Below are 12,580 nucleotides of genomic sequence, written 5' to 3' on the forward strand. Positions count from 1 at the left end.
AGTTCCTGTCCCGCACCGCTCGCGGCCCCTTCCGGGGCGGCCGGCGGCGCGGGGCATTCGTCGCAGTGACAGCAGTAACAGGAGAGCCGATGCGCACGGTAGGAGTCGAGGAAGAGCTGATGCTCGTCAACGCCAGGACGGGCGAGCCGTTCGCCGTGTCGTCGGCGGTGCTGGCGTCGGCGGCCCTGCGCGGTGGCGAGGCGGGGGAGGTCTTCGAGAAGGAGCTGCACCAGGAGCAGCTGGAGTTCTCCACCCAGCCGCTGACGGACATGGCGGAGATGCGGAAGGAGATCGTACGGTGGCGGGGCGAGGCGCTGCGGTACGCACGGGAGTCCGACGCGGTCGTCGCCGCCCTCGCCACCTCGCCCGTCCCCGTCGAGCCGTCCCGCCACCGGGGCGAGAGGTACCGGTGGATGGCCGAGCAGTTCGCCCTCACCACCAAGGAGCAGCTCACGTGCGGCTGCCACGTCCACGTCGCCGTGGACTCCGACGAGGAGGGCGTCGCCGTCCTCGACCGGATCCGGCCCTGGCTCTACCTCCTGAACGCGCTCAGCGCCAACTCCCCCTTCTGGCAGGGGGAGGACAGCGGGTACAGCAGCTACCGCAGCCGCGTCTGGAACCGGTGGCCGTCGGCCGGCCCGTACGAACTGTTCGGCAGCCCGGAGGTGTACCACCAGCAGGTCGAGGCCATGGTGGAGACCGGCGTCCTGCGGGACTCCGGCATGATCTACTTCGACGCCCGCCTCTCCGCGAACTACCCGACCGTGGAGATCCGGGTCGCCGACGTCTGCCTGGAGCCCGACACCACCGTCCTCATCGCGACCCTCGCCCGGGGTCTCGTGGAGACCGCCGCCCGCGCCTGGCGCAAGGGCGAGCCCCCCGCCCCCCTCTCCGCCGGTCTCCTGCGGCTCGCGTCCTGGCGCGCCGCCCGGTCCGGCCTCCGGGGGCCGCTCCTCCACCCCCTCACCCTGGAGGAGACCTCCGTCGAGACGGCGTACGAAGCCCTCCTCGACCACGTCGAGGAAGCCCTCGCGGACACGGGTGACCTCGACGACGCGCGCAAGGGGATCGCCGCGCACCTGGCCGGCGGCGGCGGCGCGGACCGCCAGCGGGCCCTGCGCGACGAGGGCCTGGACCTGCACGAGGTCGTGAAGGCCTGCGCCCGGATCACGACCGCCGGCGAGTGAGACCCGAACGGCCCGGAGGGCCGCCCCCCTGTGGGGGCGGCCCTCCGGGCCGTCGGTCCGGGACGGACTCAGGCGGGCCAGGTGCCCGTCACCCGGCGCACCGCCGTGGCCCCGCCCCGGTCGACGGCGGCCTTCACCAGGGCGAAGATCGCGCCGTGCAGCGCCGCGGCGAGCAGGACCTCGCCCCAGCCCCGGTGCTCGTCGGTGGCGTCGGGGGTGTCGTCCTCGTGTCCCAGGAGCTGCCACGCCTTCTTGAACGCGGCCCCCGCGAGCACGCCGGTCCCGGCGCTCACGGCGAGCGAGAGCGGCTTGAACACGAGACGTGACGGTTTCATGTCATTTTTCCTTTCCTCAGGTCACTGGCCCGGCTACCCCGCTGCCCGACCCGCATGCGCCCCCGCGATCAGCGGTGCCGCCGCAGCGCGAGGCGGGCGGCCCGGTACGCGCGGACGGGGTCCCGGTGCGGCCCCGCGACCGGCTCCAGGACGCCGTCGCGGTCGGCGTACGGGTACCAGCGCCCGTCCGGGCCGTGGCGCAGCTCCACCCCGGCGGGCCGGTCGGTGAGCCGGTCGCGGTGACGCTCGACGGGTGGTTCGGCGAAGGGGCGCAGCGGCCGGATCGCGGCCTCCGCCCCGGCGAGCACGGCGGGGTCGGCGGGCCGGGGGGAGAGACAGGCGGCGACGCCGTGCGGACCGCCGTGGTGGTAGGCGGCGGTCAGGTGCCGCATCCGGAGGGGCGTGACCCCGAGGTGGGCGGCCGCGGTCTCCAGGTGGGCGCCGCCGGTGCCGACGATGAAGCGGACGGCGTCGGCGACGGTGTCGTGGGCCTCGGGCACGTGACCCTGGAGGAGCGCGGCGGCGCGCCGGGCGGCGTCCCGGACGAGTGTGCGCAGGACGGCGAGGTCCGGCAGCGGGGCGGGCGGTTCGGCGGTGACCGCGTCGAGGACCGGCGCGGTGCCGTGCGGGTCGAGCGGCGGGAGCGGCGGCAGGGCCCCGGTCCGTACGCCCTGGCCGGGGAGGCGCGGCGCCCCGGCGGCCGTGGGCGCCTCGGGCGCCGGGACCGCCCGGTCGTCGGTCGCGGTGTCGCCGCCCGGGTGTTCGACGGGAGGAGGCGTACGGACGTGGCGCCCGGCGGCGGGCCGGTGGGGCGGGACCGCGGTCATCGGGGTGCCCCCAGGCGGACGAGTTCGGTGAGTTCGCGGTCGGTGAGGCGGGCGAGGCCGGTGCCGCCGGAGGCCAGGACCGTGTTCTGCAGGGCGCGTTTGTGGGCCAGGAGCCGGTCGATCCGGTCCTCGATCGTGCCGCGGGTGACGAGCCGGTGGACGGTGACGGTCCGCCGCTGGCCGATGCGGTGGGCCCGGTCGGACGCCTGGTCCTCGACCGCCGCGTTCCAACTGCGGTCGAAGTGGACGACGTGACTGGCCCGGGTCAGGTTGAGGCCGGTGCCGCCCGCCTTGAGGGAGAGGACGAGCAGCGGCGCCCCGCCGCCCTGGAAGGTGTCGACCAGCTCCTGCCGCCGCCCGGCGTCCAGGCCGCCGTGCAGGAACAGCGGACGGTGGCCCAGGTGCGCGAGGTGCTCCTCCAGGAGCCGGCCCATGGCGACGTAACCCGTGAAGACGAGGGCGGCCTCGCCGCGCCGGGCGATCGCCCCGGTGAGCTCGACGAGCGCCTCCAGCTTGGCCGACCTCCGGCCGAACCGCCGCACGTGCGCGGGCCCGGGGTGCGTCTCCCGCAGGTAGTGGGCGGGATGGTTGGTGATCTGCTTGAGCGCGGTGATCAGCTTCAGGACCAGGCCGGAGCGGGTGGCGGCACAGGAGCCGGCGATCCGGTCCATCGTCTCCCGGACGACGGCCTCGTACAGGGCGACCTGCTCGGGGGTGAGGTCGACGATCCTGCGCGTCTCGACCTTGGCGGGCAGCTCCGGCGCGATGCCGGGGTCGCTCTTGGTGCGGCGCAGGACGAACGGCGCGACGAGCCGGGCGAGGGCCCGGGCGGCGGGACCGTCGGGCTCGCGCTCGGCGGCGGCCGCGTACCGGGACCGGAACGCCTCCAGGGTGCCGAACAGGCCCGGGTTGGCCCAGTCGATCAGCGACCACAGCTCGGAGAGGTTGTTCTCCACGGGGGTGCCGGTCAGGGCGAGCCGGGCCGTGGAGGTGAGCGACCGCAGGGCCCGGGCGGTCGCCGAGGCGTGGTTCTTGGTGTGCTGGGCCTCGTCCGCGACCACCAGGTCCCAGGGGACGTCCGCGAGTTCCGCGTCCCGGCGCAGGACGCCGTAGGTGGTGAGGACGACCGTGTGCCCGCCGACGGCGTCGAGGCTCCGGTCGGCGCCGTGGTAGCGGACCACGTCCAGGTGCGGGGCGAACCGGTCGATCTCCCGCTGCCAGTTGGTGACCAGGGAGGACGGGCACACCACCAGGACGGGTCCGGTGTGCCCGGTCTCGTGGCGGTGGAGGACGTACGCGATCGCGGTGAGGGTCTTGCCGAGGCCCATGTCGTCGGCGAGGACGGCCCCGAACCCGACCCCGCCGGTGTGGGCGAGCCAGGCCAGGGCCCGTTCCTGGTAGCCGCGCAGCACGGCCCTCAGCCGGGACGGGACGGCGACGGGGGAGACGCGCTCGCCCCGGCGCAGCGTGGCGACGACACCGGCCAGGTCACCGGCCGCCCGGCAGGGGACCTGGTGGCCGTCGACGCCGACGGTGCCGGTGAGCGCGGCGGCGAGCGCGTCGACCCCGGCCAGCCGGCCGAGCTCCCGGCGCCGCGCGCGGGCGCGCACGGCGGGGTCGAGCAGCACCCACCGGCCGCGCACCCGGACCAGGGGCCGGGCGGCCTCGGCCAGCGCGTCCATCTCGGCCTCGTCGAGGGTGTCGTCGCCGAGCGCGAGCTGCCAGCGGAAGTCGAGCAGGGCCCGGAGACCGAACCCGGGCGCCCCGGTACCGCCCGCCGGCGTGGTCGTGGTGCCGACGACCGCGTACGAGGAGAGCCCCCGGCGCAGCCGGTCCGGCCAGCGCAGCCGCAGGCCGGCGGCGGCCAGTTCCTCCTCCGCCCCCAGGAGCCGCGCGATGTCCGCCGCGTCCACCGTGAACGCCCCGGGCCGCGAGGCGAGCCCCGACAGGCCGGGGCACAGCCGCTCCAGCCGTTCCAGACGGCGCCCGACCCGCTCGCGCGACCGGTGCGGGTCGACACCGCGCGGGAAGGCGCGCTCCGACCAGAGGAGATGGGCCGGGACCTCGCCCCCCTCCCGCCCCGGCCCGGTGTCGAGCAGGAGACGTCCCGTCAGGCGTCCGGCCAGGGCCTCCTGTTCGGAAGGCTCCTCCATCTCCAGGACCAGGCGGGGCGGCGGCCCGTCGTCCAGCCGGTCTTCGAGCGCGTCGAGCCACGGCCGTACCGCCTCGGCCTCGGCTGGCGGGACGCGTCCCCCGGCGGGGCCCGTGAACGGGCCGGAGCCGAACATGGCCGCCGCGGGCGTACGCACCAGGCCGTCGGCCACGGAGTCCAGGAGGGCGAGCACCGCCCCCCGCGCCGGCACGACCGCCTCCCGGGCCCACGGGACGGGTTCGTCGCCGATGACGGCGTGGGCATGGGGCGACATGTGGTGCGCCAGCTCGTCCACGGCCTGTAAGGCGGCGTCCGGCAGGGGGCCGGCCCTCCACCGGCCGGCCCCGTCGGGGCCGAGCGCCGGGCGGACGAGTCCGGCGGCCACCAGGCGTACGCCCAGGCGCGCGGCCTGCTCCCACTCCACGGCCGTGGGGTGCCACGCGGCGAACCGGGCCCGTCCGAGCAGGAGCGGCACGGCCTCGGCGAGGGGGAGGTGCCAACCAGTCACCGGGACGGGCCCGTCGGCCGCCGGTACGGCGAGCCGGCGGACGGTGGTGGCGAGCGGGGCGGGCAGCGGCACCTCGGGCATCGGCGCGCCGTCGGCCCGGTAGAGGAACATTCCTGCCGCCGGCTCACCGGCTGTCGGGGGGACGAGGGACAGGGCGCACCCGGCCGCGAGCGCCTCACCGGCCACGGCACCGGCCGACAGCCCTTCCCACGGGGCCTCCGGCGCGTCCGGTGCCACGGGGGCCTCCGGCGCCGCGGGGTCTCCCGGCGTCACGAGGGTTCCCGACGGCACGGGGACTTCCGGCGCCATGAGGGCTTCCAGGGCCCCGGAACCTTCTGGCGCGACCGGGCTTTCCGGCACCATCGGGTCTTCCGGCACCATCGGGTCTTCGGGCACCATCGGGCCTTCCGGTGCGACCGGGCTTTCCGGCACCACCGGGCCTTCCGACACCACGGGATCTCCCGACACCACAGGGGCTTCCGCGCGCGGCGCGGGCAGGAACACCGACGGTCCCGCGGGCGGGGCCGCCGCAGGTCCCGGCGGCAGGGCGGTCGCCGGTCCCGCCGGCCGGGGCCTCGGGATCACGACGGGCGCGGGGGAGGGCGGCGCGGGAGGCGCGGACCGTTCCGGCCGTGCGACGGGCCGCGCGTCCAGGCGGGCCAGCTCCTCCAGGAGCGCCGCGGCCGCCTCCCGGCGCGCGTCCCCCTTCACCCGCGCCGTGCCCGTGCCCCGTACCGTCCTGCCCGTCGCCACGTGCCGGCACGTGTACGCGCAGACGATGCTCCTCGGCCTGGAGACGACGTCGAGCTCCGGCTTCGTGATCACCTCCAACTGGGTGTACTTGTTGAGGTACTTCACCGGATCCCCGCCCCGGGGCACCGGCCGGATCCGGGGCGGGGCCTTCCGGGGCCTCTCCACGACCCGTTCTTGTGGTTCGGGCAGCCCGCACAGCAGGGCGAGGAGGGCGACCGCGGCGGTGTGCAGGGACGCGCGCCGGTCGTCGGAGACCCGCTCGGGGCCCGTGCGGACCCGGCCGTCGGCCTCCTTCCAGCTCCAGGCCGAGGCGAAGCCCCCGGAGCGCTCCACCGCCGTGTGGCGGAGTTCGGCGCGGCACGCCTCGGCCCGCCACTGGAGGAGGGTCGCCGCCGTCGGCGGCACCCGTGCCGTGTGGTCGAGGGCGAGCAGCCGGACCTCCCGCCAGCCGGGGGCCGCCGTGTCGAAGAGCAGCCGCAGGGCGTCGCGGTGCCGCAGCCGCGAGGCGGCCGCCCGCCGCACGAGCTCGGCGTGGAGCTCCTCACCCGGATACGCCGCGCTCTCCAGGCGCGTGCTCAGGAGCGAGTCGAACAGCTCCGCCGTCATCCCCGGGAGCCGCAGCCGCTCCGCCCCGACGCCGGCCAGGGCCCGCAGCATGGCGTCGGCCGCCGCCCGGCGCGCCCGCTCCGGCGAAGGGGCCGTCCGGGCGGGGCCGTTCACGACCGCGTCGGCCGGGCCGACCCGGAACTCCGCCCGGTGGAGGGGCTCCCCGTGCGGCGCCCGCTCGGAGGACTCCGCGTACGAGGGCGGCGCCCAGGCCTCCAGCTGCGCGTGCAGGGCCAGTACCTGGTGCGGCACCTCCGGGCGGGCGTCCAGGGACGCGAGCGCGCACCTCCGGGCGGGGAGCCACCCGGGGTGGTCGCCCGTCACGAGCAGCAGGATCCGGAGGTCGCGCGGGGTCAGGCCGCCCGCGAGCGCCGACTCCTCCGCCTCGGCCGCGAGGCGCGGATCGAACCCGCCGAACGCGACGACGTCCCGCGCCCGCTCGTGCCACGGCGCTCCGGACCCGCCCGCCGAGGGCGAGGACGAGCCGACACCGGCCGTCCGAGACTGCGTACTCACCAAGAGGCTCCCGCACTGTGGGTGACATGTCGAACACGCACAGAATACGAAGCGGAGCCCCCTCGCCCGTCCCGATGCGGCGTCCGAAAAGCGCCAACCTTCCCTCTTCGTCAAGCCCTTGAGAGGGCGTCACTCGTTCCGGTGAACGTCCGGTGCGCCCGCGCGGCCCGGACGGTGCCCGCGCCCTCCATTGGTATGGACATGTCCAAGTGGCGGGTCTAGCCTTTCACTTGGTCTAGACCGCATCGGACGCGTGTCCTCCGGTTGTGCCGTCCGTTCCGCCGCTCCGTCCCCACTCCTCGGACCGGCGGCACGGCCGGGGCACGCGTCCGCCCCCACTCGCCCTCCAGGACCACGGGAGCACGTCATGCGCAGGAAGATCACCTCCTTACTCCTCGGCCTCGGCCTCGTCGGCGGCACCCTGCTCACCGCCACCGGCAGCGCCCAGGGCCACGGCTACACCGACTCGCCCGTCAGCCGTCAGCAGCTGTGCGGCAACGGCACCGTCCGCGGATGCGGGCAGATCCAGTGGGAGCCGCCGAGCGTGGAGGGACCCAAGGGCTTCCCCGCGCGCGGACCGGTCGACGGGACCATCTGCGCGGGCGGCAACGGCCGCTTCTCCGAACTGGACGACCCGCGGGGCGGGAACTGGCCGGCCACCGCCCTCACCGCGGGCCGGGACCACACCTTCGTCTGGCGGATCGCCGCACGTCACGCCACCACGGACTTCCGCTACTACGTCACCAAGGACGGCTGGGACCCGACCAAGCCGCTGACCAGGGCCGACCTGGACCCGCAGCCGTTCCTTACGGTGCCGTTCGGCGGACGGCAGCCCGGTGCCACGGTCAGCCACACGGGCGTCCTGCCCCGGAAGAGCGGCCGGCACCTCATCCTCGGCGTCTGGACGATCGCCGACACCGGCAACGCCTTCTACGCCTGCTCCGACGTGCGTTTCTGACACCGCGACGAGCCGCGGACCGCCCCGGGACGGACCGCCCCCGGGCAGGCCGTCTCCGGACAGAGGCCGCTCCTAGACGGACCGTTCCTGATCGGACGGGCCCTCGTCGGGGAGCGTCCGCGGTTCGAGCGGGTGGACGGCGGGGCCCTGGAGCACCGAGCCGTCGACGGCGAAACGGGAACCGTGGCAGGGGCACTCCCAGGCGCGCTCGGCGTCGTTGAACCGGACGAGGCACCCCAGGTGCGTGCACCGCGCGGACACCGCGTGCGTCCCGCCGTCCTCGTCGCGGTAGACCGCGCAGCGCCGTCCGCCGACCCGTACGAGGGCCCCGGTGCCGGGCGCGATCTCCGCGACGTCGTCGGCGTGCGAGGGGCGGAGCCGGTCGCCCGCGAAGTGCTTGAGGACCGCACCCTGCGCCTTGAGCAGCGACGGCACCTCGTGGGCGTGCAGCCGGCGGGGGTCGTAGAGGGAGGCCCAGGGCGACTCCCCGCCCGTGATCAGGTCGCCGAGGAGCCGGCCCGCCATGACGCCGTTGCTCATGCCCCAGCCGCCGAAGCCCGTCGCCACGTACACGTGCCGGGAGCCGGGGTGGAAGCGCCCCACGAACGGCACCCCGTCCGTGCTCGCGTTGTCCTGCGCCGCCCACCGGTGGGTGATCCGCGCGTCCGGGAAGTGCTCCAGGGTCCAGGCGGCGAGCCGCTCGTACCGCTCGCCCACCCCGCCGGGGCCGCCCTCGCCGGGCCTGAACTTCTCCCCGGTGACGATGAGCAGCCGTTCGTCCCCGCCGTACGGGGCGGTGCGCACCGACCGGGTGTTCCGCTCCGGCGTCAGGTACATGCCCCGCGGATCGCGCGCGGCGGGGAGGACCGCGGCGACCACCAGCTCGCGGTGCGGTTCGAGCCGGGAGAACAGCAGGGCGCGGTCGAAGACGGGGTAGTGCGTGGCCACGACGACGTCCCGGGCGACGACCACGGCCCCGTTCTCCGCGGTGAGCCGGCAGGGCTCGCCCTCGTGGAGCGAGACGATCCGCGTCCGCTCGTACACGGCCCCGCCCCGCGCGACGAGGTCGGCCACCAGGCCCAGCAGGTACTTGCGCGGGTGGAACTGCGCCTGGTCCTCCACCCGGACGGCGCCCGCGACCGGGAACGGCAGCCCGGTCTCCCGGACGAAGGACGCCGCGAGGCCCGCCTCGCGCGCCGCGTCGGCCTCCTCCTTCAGGCGGTCGACCGCGTCCGCCGACTCCGCGTACACGTGCGCCGGGACCCGTTCGAGCTCGCAGTCGATCCCCAGCTCCGCCGCGACCCGGCCGACGTGGTCGACGGCCTCCTGCTGGGAGCGGGCGTACCGCCGGGCCCCCTCGGCGCCCAGGGACCCGCGCAACTTCGCGTAGAGGGGCCCGTGCTGGGCGGAGAGCTTCGCCGTGGTGTAGCCCGTGACCCCCGCCGCCACGCGGTCGGCCTCGACCAGGGCTACGCGCCGGCCGGCGCGTGCGAGCTCCCAGGCGGCGCAGATGCCGGCGACACCGGCACCGACCACCGCGACGTCGACCTCCGTCTCGCCCTCCAGGGCCGGGTACGCGGGTCCCGTCCCGGTCTCCATCCAATACGACTCGTACGTACCGGGCAGTTCCGTCATCTCGGCGCTCTCCGTTTCGCTGTTCTCGTGCCCCCGGCCACTCCGGCACCACCGTGCCGTCCCCGGACGCCGGTTCCTTCCCGACGTCCCGCCCCTGCCCCCCGAACCCCGGATCACCCCTGGGGGCGCGGTCACAGGTCGGCCAGGACCTCCCGGGCCGTGCGGGCGCCGGAGGCCAGGGCGCCCTGGACCGAGCCCGTCGCCCGGTGGTCGCCGCACACGTACCGGCCGGGGGAGACCCGGCCGGTGCGGGAGAGCGGGAGGGGCGGCGGCATGGCCGGGAGGGCGTCGCGCACCACGACGCGGTGCACCGGCTCCCAGGACCGGGCGTCCGCGCCGTAGACCTCGGAGAGGGCGGCCAGGACCGCCGCCTCCCGCGCCGGATCCGGGTCCCCGAGGACGGAGGTCGCCACCAGCGCCCGGCCGTCCGTCGAGAAGCCGCGGTGCACCTCGGTGAGGACGCAGGTGTTGAGGAAGCGGCGCCGCGCGTCGACCACCAGGGTCGGCTCGGACAGCGGGGAGCGCTCCGCCGCGTGGTAGAGGGTCGTGACGACGCGCCCGTCCGGCACGTCCAGGCCGGGGAGCAGCCGGGCGGCGGCGCCCTGGCCGGTGGCGACCACGACCGCGCGGGCGGGCACCTCGCCGCCGCCGGCCAGGGTCACGCCCCCGTCGGTGAGCGCCGCGACCGGCTCCCCGGTGCGCAGCACACCGCCGGGGAGGCCGGACGCGAGCTGCGCGGGCACGGCTCCGATGCCGTCGGCCGGCAGGCACAGGGTGCCGCGCAGCATGGTGCGCCAGACGAGGTGGAAGAAGCGGGCGGAGGTCTCCAGTTCGTCCTCCAGGAAGATCCCCGAGAGGAACGGCCGGAAGAAGGTCTCCACCAGGTCCGCCGAGACGCCGGCGTCGGCCAGGGCGGTCAGGGCGGTCGCGTCGGGACGGCTCCGCAGGTACCGGACCGGCGCCAGGACGTCCCTGGCCGACAGTACGCCCAGGGCGGCCAGGTCCCGGGCCGAGGCGAGCCGGCCGGGCAGCAGGTCCCGGCCCTCGCGGGGACGGCGGGTGGGGTCGACGAAGCGGCGGAACCCGTCGTCGGTGTGCACGAGCACGCCCGGCGTGAACGGCCTCAGCCGCAGGGCCCGCAGGTCGAGCCGCCTCTTCACCTGCGGATAGGAGGTGTTGAACACCTGGAAGCCGCGGTCGACGGTGAAGCCCGCGACCCGGTCGGTGCGCATCCGGCCGCCCACGGCGTCGGAGGCCTCGAACAGCCCCACCCGGACCCCGCCGGCGACCAGGTCGGCCGCACAGGCCAGACCGGCCGCTCCCGCCCCGACGACCACCACGTCGACGTCGCTGTTTCCCCGTCCCCCGGGCTTCTGCCCCACGGACCTCTCTCCCCCGGACCTCTGTCCCATGGACGTCGTCACTCCTCACTGGAACGCCGGACTCCGGGCCGTCACGTTACGGCGGCCCCCGGCCCGTGGAGGGAGGGCGCGCCGCTCGGGCTTCCCCGCCACCGGTGTTCCGGGGTTCTGCCCCCGTCGGATTCACCGGTGCCGCACGGGGATGCCCCGGCGTTCCCGGGGCACGCGTACTTCCGTGCCCGCGCACGGGCGGGGCCCGCGGCCCGGAGCGTACGGCGGTCGGGTCCGGCGCGCACCGGGCGGGCGAACGGCGGAAGACGGCAACGGAACGCAGGGAGCGTCGATGATGGTCCGTCCATGGTCGGTCCGACCGGATCTCCGGCTCACGGCCCACGCGGTCGCCGGACGGTACCGGCTCGACGGTCTGCTGGGACGCGGAGGCGCGGCCGACGTGTACGAGGCGCTGGACCTGCGGCTGCGGCGACCGGTGGCGGTCAAGATCTTCCGGCCGGACGGCGAGGTCCAGGGGGAGGAGCACTTCGACGACGAGGGGCGGCTGCTGGCGCAGATGGAGCACCCCGGTCTGGTGACGCTGTACGACTCCGGACGGGAGGACGGACGGCCCTACCTCGTGATGCGGCTCGTCAGGGGAACGACCCTGCGCCGCCGCATCGCCGCGGCCCCCCTCACGCCCCACGAGACCGCCCGGACCGGCGCCGCGCTCGCCTCCGCGCTCGCCCACGTGCACGCGGCCGGCGTCGTGCACCGCGACGTGAAGCCGTCGAACGTCCTCCTGGACGGGGCGGGCACCCCGTACCTGACCGACTTCGGCATATCCCGGCTGCTCGACGCCACGACCCGCGTCGAGACCGGCCCCCTCGTGGGGACCGCGGCCTACATGGCGCCGGAGCAGGTCCTGGGCAGGGGAGCCGGGCCGGCGGCGGACGTCTACAGCCTCGGACTGGTGCTCCTGGAGTCCCTGAAGGGCGAACTGGAGTACGCGGGGGCCCCGTTGGAGTCCGCGCTCGCCCGGCTGCACCGGCCTCCCGTCATCCCCGCGGACCTCCCCGCGGAACTCGCCGGCCTCGTGGCGGCCATGACGGACCCGGACGAGGCGGCCCGGCCCGACGCGGACACCTGCTTCCGCCTGCTGACGGCCGTGCCGGGCGGGGCGGTCGCGCCACCCGGCACGGCCGTCGGGCCCACGCCCGGCGAACCCCCGTCCGTACCCGCGCCGCCCGGCGCACCTACGCGCCCCGCCACCCGCCGCCCGGACCCCGTGTCCCGCCGCTCCGGCCGCGCCCTCACCGCCTGCGCGGCGCTGACCGTGCTCGGTGCGACCCTGACCGGCTCGATCGGCGCTCCGACCGCGAAGGAGGAGACACCGTCCCGGGCACCGCAGCGGATCACGGCCGAAGCACCGGCACCCCGCCCCGCGACCGGGGCACCGACGCCCCGGACGGACCGCGCCACCGGTTCGCCGTCCGACCGCGCGGACCACCCGGCCCTCCCGCCGACGGCACCCGTGCCCCTGCCCCGCCCCCGTACGGCGTCCTCCTCCGGCACGTCCGTCGAGCGGCCGGCGGTTCCGTCGAGCGGCGGGCGCCCGGGTCGCCTCCCCGCCACCTCTCCGAAGAAGCAGGGCCCTCCCCGGGCCGAGGCCGCCCGGGGCCCCGCACGGGGCGGCTCCGGACACCGGTCGCCGAAGGCGGGGACCGGGGGAGAGCGCAGGAACTGAACGC

8 protein-coding genes are annotated in these 12,580 nt (G+C 76.3%); 3 read left to right on the forward strand and 5 right to left on the reverse strand.

Going from position 1 to position 12,580, the window contains the following annotated elements; all coding sequences use genetic code 11:
• Positions 1 to 89: 89 nt before the first annotated feature.
• On the forward strand, positions 90 to 1,187 hold the full coding sequence (locus ACIP5O_RS18405; protein WP_401294465.1) for a glutamate--cysteine ligase: 1,098 nt from the start codon (positions 90 to 92) through the stop codon (positions 1,185 to 1,187).
• A 68-nt stretch (positions 1,188 to 1,255) separates the two neighbouring features.
• Here the strand turns inward: ACIP5O_RS18405 and ACIP5O_RS18410 are convergent, their stop codons facing one another.
• From ACIP5O_RS18410 to ACIP5O_RS18420, 3 genes are all read right to left on the reverse strand, one after another.
• Positions 1,256 to 1,522 carry a DUF4235 domain-containing protein gene (locus ACIP5O_RS18410; RefSeq protein WP_401294467.1) on the reverse strand — a complete coding sequence of 89 codons (267 nt, stop codon included), beginning with the start codon at positions 1,520 to 1,522 and terminating at the stop codon, positions 1,256 to 1,258.
• 68 nt (positions 1,523 to 1,590) lie between these two features.
• On the reverse strand, positions 1,591 to 2,349 hold the full coding sequence (locus tag ACIP5O_RS18415) for a hypothetical protein (protein WP_401294469.1): 759 nt from the start codon (positions 2,347 to 2,349) through the stop codon (positions 1,591 to 1,593).
• Positions 2,346 to 6,884 (reverse strand): SNF2-related protein, encoded by a 4,539-nt coding sequence (locus tag ACIP5O_RS18420; protein ID WP_401294471.1) that lies wholly within the window; start codon positions 6,882 to 6,884, stop codon positions 2,346 to 2,348. The genes ACIP5O_RS18415 and ACIP5O_RS18420 overlap by 4 nt, the downstream gene beginning before the upstream one ends.
• Positions 6,885 to 7,251: 367 nt before the next feature.
• On the opposite strand from ACIP5O_RS18420, the gene ACIP5O_RS18425 reads away from it, so the two are divergent.
• Positions 7,252 to 7,842 carry a lytic polysaccharide monooxygenase gene (locus tag ACIP5O_RS18425; RefSeq protein ID WP_401294473.1) on the forward strand — a complete coding sequence of 197 codons (591 nt, stop codon included), beginning with the start codon at positions 7,252 to 7,254 and terminating at the stop codon, positions 7,840 to 7,842.
• Between the two features lie 72 nt (positions 7,843 to 7,914).
• On the opposite strand, the gene ACIP5O_RS18430 is transcribed toward ACIP5O_RS18425, so the two are convergent.
• Together ACIP5O_RS18430 and ACIP5O_RS18435 are read right to left on the reverse strand one after the other, a co-directional pair.
• Positions 7,915 to 9,477, reverse strand: a complete 1,563-nt coding sequence (locus ACIP5O_RS18430) for an FAD-dependent oxidoreductase (RefSeq protein WP_401294475.1) — start codon at positions 9,475 to 9,477, stop codon at positions 7,915 to 7,917.
• A 131-nt stretch (positions 9,478 to 9,608) separates the two neighbouring features.
• A complete protein-coding gene (locus ACIP5O_RS18435; RefSeq protein WP_401294477.1) occupies positions 9,609 to 10,859 on the reverse strand; it encodes an NAD(P)/FAD-dependent oxidoreductase in 1,251 nt (416 codons plus the stop codon).
• A gap of 322 nt (positions 10,860 to 11,181) precedes the next feature.
• On the opposite strand from ACIP5O_RS18435, the gene ACIP5O_RS18440 reads away from it, so the two are divergent.
• The gene (locus tag ACIP5O_RS18440) at positions 11,182 to 12,576 is read left to right on the forward strand and encodes a protein kinase (protein WP_401294479.1); all 1,395 of its coding nucleotides are present in this window, start codon (positions 11,182 to 11,184) and stop codon (positions 12,574 to 12,576) included.
• The last annotated feature ends 4 nt before the right edge of the window (positions 12,577 to 12,580 follow it).

The organism is Streptomyces sp. NPDC088915 (genome assembly GCF_044749825.1).
GTDB lineage: Bacteria > Actinomycetota > Actinomycetes > Streptomycetales > Streptomycetaceae > Streptomyces.

What these genes read in the sequence shown, in the direction of transcription:
- ACIP5O_RS18410 (WP_401294467.1), bottom strand. Translation starts at nt 1,522, where the DNA reads ATGAAACCGTCACGTCTCGTGTTCAAGCCGCTCTCGCTCGCCGTGAGC.
- ACIP5O_RS18430 (WP_401294475.1), bottom strand. Translation starts at nt 9,477, where the DNA reads ATGACGGAACTGCCCGGTACGTACGAGTCGTATTGGATGGAGACCGGG.
- ACIP5O_RS18440 (WP_401294479.1), top strand. Translation starts at nt 11,182, where the DNA reads ATGATGGTCCGTCCATGGTCGGTCCGACCGGATCTCCGGCTCACGGCC.
- ACIP5O_RS18405 (WP_401294465.1), top strand. Translation starts at nt 90, where the DNA reads ATGCGCACGGTAGGAGTCGAGGAAGAGCTGATGCTCGTCAACGCCAGG.
- ACIP5O_RS18425 (WP_401294473.1), top strand. Translation starts at nt 7,252, where the DNA reads ATGCGCAGGAAGATCACCTCCTTACTCCTCGGCCTCGGCCTCGTCGGC.
- ACIP5O_RS18415 (WP_401294469.1), bottom strand. Translation starts at nt 2,349, where the DNA reads ATGACCGCGGTCCCGCCCCACCGGCCCGCCGCCGGGCGCCACGTCCGT.